General features: G+C 46.6%; 9 protein-coding genes. 7 read left to right on the top strand and 2 right to left on the bottom strand.

The window, feature by feature from the left end; all coding sequences use genetic code 11:
• Nucleotides 1-524: 524 nt before the first annotated feature.
• On the top strand, nucleotides 525-1,433 hold the full coding sequence (locus tag ACFQ2O_RS05910; RefSeq protein WP_377523910.1) for a lytic transglycosylase domain-containing protein: 909 nt from the start codon (nucleotides 525-527) through the stop codon (nucleotides 1,431-1,433).
• Nucleotides 1,434-1,688: 255 nt separating this feature from the next.
• Here ACFQ2O_RS05910 and ACFQ2O_RS05905 read toward each other — a convergent pair whose 3' ends face one another.
• Both ACFQ2O_RS05905 and ACFQ2O_RS05900 read right to left on the bottom strand, forming a co-directional pair.
• Nucleotides 1,689-2,141 carry a hypothetical protein gene (locus ACFQ2O_RS05905; protein WP_377523907.1) on the bottom strand — a complete coding sequence of 151 codons (453 nt, stop codon included), beginning with the start codon at nucleotides 2,139-2,141 and terminating at the stop codon, nucleotides 1,689-1,691.
• Nucleotides 2,142-2,168: 27 nt separating this feature from the next.
• Entirely contained in the window at nucleotides 2,169-2,726 is a 558-nt protein-coding gene (locus ACFQ2O_RS05900; RefSeq protein WP_377523904.1) for a 3'-5' exonuclease, read from the bottom strand.
• Nucleotides 2,727-3,017: 291 nt separating this feature from the next.
• Between ACFQ2O_RS05900 and ACFQ2O_RS05895 the strand changes: the two genes are divergently transcribed.
• The 6 genes from ACFQ2O_RS05895 (at nucleotide 3,018) to mobA (ending at nucleotide 6,113) form a co-directional block, all read left to right on the top strand.
• A complete protein-coding gene (locus tag ACFQ2O_RS05895) occupies nucleotides 3,018-3,335 on the top strand; it encodes a DUF7009 family protein (protein WP_377523901.1) in 318 nt (105 codons plus the stop codon).
• Between the two features lie 89 nt (nucleotides 3,336-3,424).
• On the top strand, nucleotides 3,425-3,664 hold the full coding sequence (locus ACFQ2O_RS05890) for a MoaD/ThiS family protein (protein WP_377523897.1): 240 nt from the start codon (nucleotides 3,425-3,427) through the stop codon (nucleotides 3,662-3,664).
• A 5-nt stretch (nucleotides 3,665-3,669) separates the two neighbouring features.
• Nucleotides 3,670-4,077, top strand: a complete 408-nt coding sequence (locus ACFQ2O_RS05885; RefSeq protein ID WP_377523894.1) for a molybdenum cofactor biosynthesis protein MoaE — start codon at nucleotides 3,670-3,672, stop codon at nucleotides 4,075-4,077.
• Between the two features lie 5 nt (nucleotides 4,078-4,082).
• A complete protein-coding gene (gene moaA / locus ACFQ2O_RS05880; protein WP_377523891.1) occupies nucleotides 4,083-5,066 on the top strand; it encodes a GTP 3',8-cyclase MoaA in 984 nt (327 codons plus the stop codon).
• Between the two features lie 2 nt (nucleotides 5,067-5,068).
• A complete protein-coding gene (moaC, locus tag ACFQ2O_RS05875) occupies nucleotides 5,069-5,539 on the top strand; it encodes a cyclic pyranopterin monophosphate synthase MoaC (protein WP_377523888.1) in 471 nt (156 codons plus the stop codon).
• Complete coding sequence (mobA, locus tag ACFQ2O_RS05870) at nucleotides 5,529-6,113, top strand: molybdenum cofactor guanylyltransferase (protein WP_377523885.1); 585 nt, start codon at nucleotides 5,529-5,531, stop codon at nucleotides 6,111-6,113. The genes moaC and mobA overlap by 11 nt, the downstream gene beginning before the upstream one ends.
• Nucleotides 6,114-6,190: the final 77 nt, after the last annotated feature.

The following is a 6,190-nucleotide window of genomic DNA, read 5'->3' as shown; positions in this document are numbered from 1 at the left end:
GGGAAAGCTGGACATGGAAAGATTTGTTTGGTCACAATCTTAACCTTACCTCTTCTTGGTGAGTTCTATCTTTTTATAAAAATGCTAAAGTCGAGCTTAAAGGATGTTTACATTTCTTTTTTGCAAGCGAAAGCTGCTTTGCCAGGTTTCTTTACAAGCTTTTAAACTCAAAGTATAAATTTTAAACATGCTCTATAGTTTACGCAGAGCTTTGAGGATAGAGGATAGAAATCAGTGGTTTTATAGAAGTAACTCAAAAGATAAATACCGTATTACCTCATCTTTTTGAAATGAAACCCCACTTTCTTTGGTTAGCAAGTATACCTGACCGCTCAGCTCCTCGTTCTATGAAAAGAAGGGGCATAGGGCGCTTATGTAGGATTGGCAGAGGTAAAGGTGTAAATTAAGGTTAGGTAATTTATGCCTGACATCCTGATTCATTTTTCTTAAATTTAAGGGAATGGGGAGCTGAATAATACTTTAGCTTTAGTATAGATAGCATAAATAAAGAGAAGGAGGATAACATGGCACAGCAAGTTTGGCGATATGTATGGGGCACGGGAGTAGTTGTTTTGGCAATGCAGTTTTGCAGTCAGCAGCCGCACATAGCTCCAATTTCTGAACCAGGCGCCGAAGCTGTGAAAATTGGTTTTGCTTCTCCTGCCTTGCCCGCCTCCATGTCTTTTGCCGGTGAGCAGGTACCTCTTGAAATACCAGACGTGGCAGAACGCCTGGATCGTGAACTGCTTTCCAACACCTATTACCATTCCGGTACGTTGCTGGGCTTAAAGCGCATGCAGCGTTATATGCCTACTATTAAGCGCCTGCTGCGGGAGAATGAAGTACCAGAGGATTTTGTCTACCTGGCTTTGGCAGAAAGTCTTTTCAGTCAGGTAACTTCACCTGCCGGGGCATCAGGCTTTTGGCAGTTGATGCCCGATACGGCTCGTGGATATGGTATGATTGTAAATAATGAAGTAGATGAGCGCTTTCATGTAGAGAAGGCTACCCTTGCTGCCTGCCGTTACCTTAAGTCAGCTAAAAAGCGTTTTGGCACCTGGACGAATGCCGCCGCCTCCTATAACCGTGGTATGGGTGGCCTTGATAGGGCACTGGAAAAGCAAGGCGTTACATCGTATTATGACCTGTACCTCAACGATGAAACGTCCCGCTACATGTTCCGGATTCTGGCGCTGAAAGAAGTGCTGGGCAACCCAACCAAGTATGGCTTTAACTTTAGCGAGGAACAAGGATATAATCCTTTGCCAACCCGCTCCGTCACCATCACTAGTTCTATCGATGACCTGCCAGCCTTTGCTTTAGCGCAAGGCACTAATTACAAAACGCTTCGACTTTACAATCCTTGGGTCAAAAGCTATGACCTCACAGTGCCCTCGGGTAAAGAGTTTGTGCTGGAGCTGCCGGCGAAGTAAGGCTTAAAGTTATACTTATTTATCAGCTGAAGCGTAACCACTTTTTGGTTAAGTCTATACCTGAGAGTGAGGCAGTTTTTTTCGTAACCCATCAACATGAGCGCCGGTTTGAAGCGTGCAGGAGTATGTGTTATACTTCCGCAATAACAGGAGTGATATCAAAAGCAGCTTACCCACCACTACACTAACATCCATCTTGCGCAGACCATACATAATTTGTCGGCAGTGGTAAAAGCTTATGACAGGTAGGGCGACTTACTCCCCTATACCCGCTACACGCTGTGTAATCTCCTCAATCAGCTCTTCAACCCAATTCACTGCTATCTCGTCAACTTCACTATCAGACCAGTTTTCTAAGTATGGCTTCTCTAGCCAGCTATTTCCCGTGCCAGATCCTACGCTGTAGTCATACAATTCCAGCTTAAAAATCAGGTTTTTATTCAGATCGAAAGCATCGGCACCGGCTCTGTTAAAGCCCTCCAGTCGCAGTTTCAACCCTACTTGCTGCACGTTGCCGTTTTCTATACTTATTTCAGTGTCATCATCTGCATGCGGGTCCTTTGTCCAGGTATCAGTTACTTTTTCGAGTTTGTAATCTTCAAAAAGTGGGGTAACGGCCGATAAATTGGCATGTATACGCTCTGCCAGCTTGGGCAGAATTTTGTTGGTTAGCTGTAGAATGGCGTCTTTATCGCGGGTGTGCTGCATGCTTATCTAAATTTATACTTGCTCTGATTAACTAAGGTGGCTGATCTGGGTCAGCATCTTTACAGCAAATTCTTCTTCAGCCCTGGTTCCTGTATGTGCAAGTGCTTTTAAAGTTAGGGCAGCACAGGCATGGGCATCAGAGGCGGCACGGTGGTGCAGAAAGTTTATCCGGTGCATGTTGCAAAGCGATTTTAGGTCATACTTAGGCAAGCCCTGCCAAATGCTTTTAGAGAACTTGAGGCTGCAGGCAAAGCGCGTATTTGGCAATGGAAGTTGATAGGTAGCCAATGTTTTACGCAGCACACTGAAATCAAAACTAGCGTTGTGGGCTATCAGAAATCGCCCCTCCAGGTATGGCTGTATACTTGGCCAAAGCTCCCTGAAATCCGGTTGGTTTTTTACATCGGCAGGCGTAATACCATGTACCGCCACATTGATTGGGTTAAAATGCGGGTAGTAGAGCGGCTTTATCAGCCAGGACTTCGTTTCTACTATCTTCAGGCCCTCTACAACGGTTAATCCTATCTCACACGGGCTGTCGCGCTGTGGCGTAGCCGTTTCAAAATCTATTGTAACAAAATCCATGTTGTAAAGATACACATTAAGCTGCAAAAGCTTTAAACCTAAGTATAAAGCCGTAGCAAATCATTGGCGGATATAGTAGGAGTGCAAAACTGCTGTAGACCTTCAGCAGTATACTTGTTGCAACCGAATTACTTGGGTGTAGGAGACGCAAGTCAGGCAAACAAGGGCTTTTTCTGGAGTAGCAACCTTGGTTGGCTTGGTACACGTACTATGTCAAGCAGTAACAATGTATATTTGGAGCATTGGTTTTATAAATGCTATATCTGACATCTTTCCTAAAATATCACTTACATGAAGATCAGATTAAAAGAAAACAATATTAAATTAAGCTTAACACAGCAGGAATTAGAGCAGTTTAACCACGACGGAAAAGTAGTGACTACCTCGCAGCTGGGCCCCTCTTTGGTGCAAACGCTTAGCTATTCGCTAATGAAAGACGAAGATGCCGATGAAGTTTCAGCTACTTTTGTTGCCAACCATATAAAGGTATTTGTTCCGGTAGAGGTGGCTCAAAAGTGGCTGGAGACCGATCAGAAAAGTTTGGAAGGGCAGATGCCTTTAGACGAAGGGGAGAGCTTATATATACTGGTGGAGAAAGATTTACAATAACTGCATTGCCTTCCGCACGAAGATGTATTAATTACATTTCTGAACCTGTCGTAGGCAAAAATACTACGTATAAACTGTAACGAAATTACATGAAAGTGACCCTTTTCGGAATGGCCAAAGAGCTAGTGGGGCAGCAAGCCATTTACCTGAACAATACCCAGCACATCACCAACGTAAAAGACCTGAAGGAAAGACTGAGGCAGGAGTACCCCGTGTTTAACCAGTTGCCAAGTATGGCGATTGCCATAAACGTAAACTTTGCTCAGGATGAGGACGAGGTACACGAGCAGGATGAAATAGTAGTGATACCACCTGTAAGCGGAGGATGAGCAGCATGATAAAAATAGTAGACAATATAGACCTGAACACTGCGTATGAGCACCTGCAGGATGAAGGTGCTGGTGCCACCTCGCTGTTTTTAGGCACCGTACGTAACGCTACCCAAGGCGATGAAGTATTCCAACTGGAGTATGAAGCTTACGATGCCATGGCGATTAGTGAGATGCAGAAAATTTCCGATGCCGCAACCGCTGAGTTCGGCCTCCTGAAAACGCTGATAATACATGCCGTAGGCGTAAAAAAAGTAGGTGACCTGGTGGTAGTGATCGGAGCCTCGGCCCCGCACCGCAAAGAAGCCATGGCGGCTACAAAGTATATGATCGATACCCTGAAGCAAACTGTGCCCATCTGGAAGAAGGAATTCTTTGAGAACAAGCAGGTATGGGTATCTGAAAACCCCTGATGCCTATGATGAGAGACAAACACAACAGAGCGGTAAATTACCTCCGGCTATCCGTAACCGACAAGTGCAACCTGCGCTGCTTTTACTGCATGCCCGAAGAGGGAATTCCGTTTTGTAAAAAAGATGAGGAGTTGTCGTTTGAGGAGCTGTTGCGCATCTGCAGTATACTCACGGCACAGGGTGTAGATAAAATAAGGATTACGGGCGGGGAGCCTTTTGTGCGCAAAGACCTGATGCTATTCCTGGAGAAGCTTACCAAGCTGGAGAATGCACCGGAAATCAGCATCACCACCAACGCCACACTTATTGGTCCGCACATCCTAAAACTAAAGCAGCTTGGCATCAGAAGTATAAATGTCAGCCTCGATACCCTTGACGAAAACCGCTTCTTCACGATCACTCGTCGCGATGAATACAAGCGCGTGATGCAGAACCTGACAACGCTGATGCAGGAGGGTTTTGATGTGAAAATCAACTGCGTAGTCATGCAGGATCAGAACATCGAAGATATTCCGCTGCTGGCTCAGCTCACCAAAAATTACCCTATTAGTGTACGTTTCCTGGAAGAGATGCCTTTCAATGCGCAGTCGGAGGGGCAGGAGGCGTTACTATGGAATTACACCAACATCAAAGCAAATCTGGAGGAGCATTTCGGCGAGCTGGAAAAACTACAGGACCCGGCAAGTTCTACATCACTTAATTACCGCATCAAAGGCTATAAAGGCGAGGTGGGCATTATTCCATCCTTTAGCCGTACGTTCTGCGGCACCTGTAACCGCATTCGTCTTTCTGCCAACGGCGACTTCAGAACCTGCCTGTACGGGGCTGCCGACCTGAACCTGCGCGACCAACTGCGGTTAGGGTTTACGGATGAGCAGCTACTCAATAACCTGCAGGAGGCACTGCAGCAGAAAGCAAAGAACGGCTTCGAGGCCGAAACACGAAACCTGAAACAAGTAAAAGACTCCATGGCATACCTTGGAGGATAAGTATGGACGAAAACCAAAACGTAGTCATCTCCCAGAAATCATCCATGGTGGATGTGGGCGATAAGAACATCACCAAAAGAATAGCCAAAGCATCGTGCTACATCCACTTTCCGGAGCAGGTGTTCCAGATGCTGCGCCAGAACGATTTTCTGACGCACAAAGGCTCCATCATCAACACCTCTATTATTGCCGGTTTGATGGCGGCCAAGAAAACCTCGGATATTTTGCCGCTCTGCCACCCATTGCAGCTTACCGGTACTAACCTGGACATTACACCAGAGGAAAACAAGATCAGGATAGAGTGCACGGTAAAGTGTGATGGCAAAACAGGTGTGGAGATGGAAGCCCTGACTGGAGCCTCTGTGGCAGCGCTTTGTATTTACGATATGTGCAAGGCTTTCTCGCATGACCTGGAGATTACGGACCTGAAGCTAAACTATAAAAAAGGAGGGAAGAGCGACTATGGCGGATAAGGCAGAACTGTACGGCCTGGTATTGGCCGGAGGCAAAAGCACCCGCATGGGCACCGACAAAGGCCTGCTCGACTACAAAGGTATGCCGCACCGCGACTACCTCTACCAACTGCTTGATAACCTTTGCGCCAAAACCTTTTTGGGCCTCAGAACAGAGCAGCAGCAGGAAACACAGGAGCAGCCCGTCATCTGGGACGATGAATACTACCAAGGGCCATTCCGCAGCCTGCTAAGCGCTCACAAAGCTTACCCCGACAAAGCCTGGCTCGTGGTAGCCTGTGATCTGCCTTTTCTGACGGATCAGGCTATCACAAAGCTGATTGAAGCACGTGATGCTGCTAAACCTGCCACTGCCTATTATAACGAAGAATCAGGTTTTCTGGAGCCTTTGATAGCTATCTGGGAGCCGGAGGCACTGGAGCAGGCACTGCTTTATGCTGCTGATGGCAACAGGTGTCCACGCAAATTTCTGATGAGCCAGGATATCAAACAACTACCGGTAAAGCAGGGGCAGGAACTGGTAAACGCTAATTACCCTGAAGATTACGAGCAGGCAAAAGAGGCGCTGAGCTAGAAACATAACATACCGCCAGTTTGAGCGCAGCGGTAAAGGTGGTGGAGAATACAGCCAGTTTATAACTGGAGTTTTAG

The organism is Pontibacter rugosus (assembly GCF_042678745.1).
GTDB classification, from domain to species: Bacteria; Bacteroidota; Bacteroidia; order Cytophagales; family Hymenobacteraceae; genus Pontibacter; species Pontibacter rugosus.
Note: the sequence above shows the minus strand (reverse complement) of the source record. Positions and strands in the feature narration are given on the sequence as shown.

Excerpts from the sequence above, each read along its gene's own strand:
- ACFQ2O_RS05910 (WP_377523910.1), top strand. The coding sequence starts at position 525 with ATGGCACAGCAAGTTTGGCGATATGTATGGGGCACGGGAGTAGTTGTT.
- ACFQ2O_RS05905 (WP_377523907.1), bottom strand. The coding sequence starts at position 2,141 with ATGCAGCACACCCGCGATAAAGACGCCATTCTACAGCTAACCAACAAA.
- ACFQ2O_RS05900 (WP_377523904.1), bottom strand. The coding sequence starts at position 2,726 with ATGGATTTTGTTACAATAGATTTTGAAACGGCTACGCCACAGCGCGAC.
- ACFQ2O_RS05895 (WP_377523901.1), top strand. The coding sequence starts at position 3,018 with ATGAAGATCAGATTAAAAGAAAACAATATTAAATTAAGCTTAACACAG.
- ACFQ2O_RS05890 (WP_377523897.1), top strand. The coding sequence starts at position 3,425 with ATGAAAGTGACCCTTTTCGGAATGGCCAAAGAGCTAGTGGGGCAGCAA.
- ACFQ2O_RS05885 (WP_377523894.1), top strand. The coding sequence starts at position 3,670 with ATGATAAAAATAGTAGACAATATAGACCTGAACACTGCGTATGAGCAC.
- moaA (WP_377523891.1), top strand. The coding sequence starts at position 4,083 with ATGATGAGAGACAAACACAACAGAGCGGTAAATTACCTCCGGCTATCC.
- moaC (WP_377523888.1), top strand. The coding sequence starts at position 5,069 with ATGGACGAAAACCAAAACGTAGTCATCTCCCAGAAATCATCCATGGTG.
- mobA (WP_377523885.1), top strand. The coding sequence starts at position 5,529 with ATGGCGGATAAGGCAGAACTGTACGGCCTGGTATTGGCCGGAGGCAAA.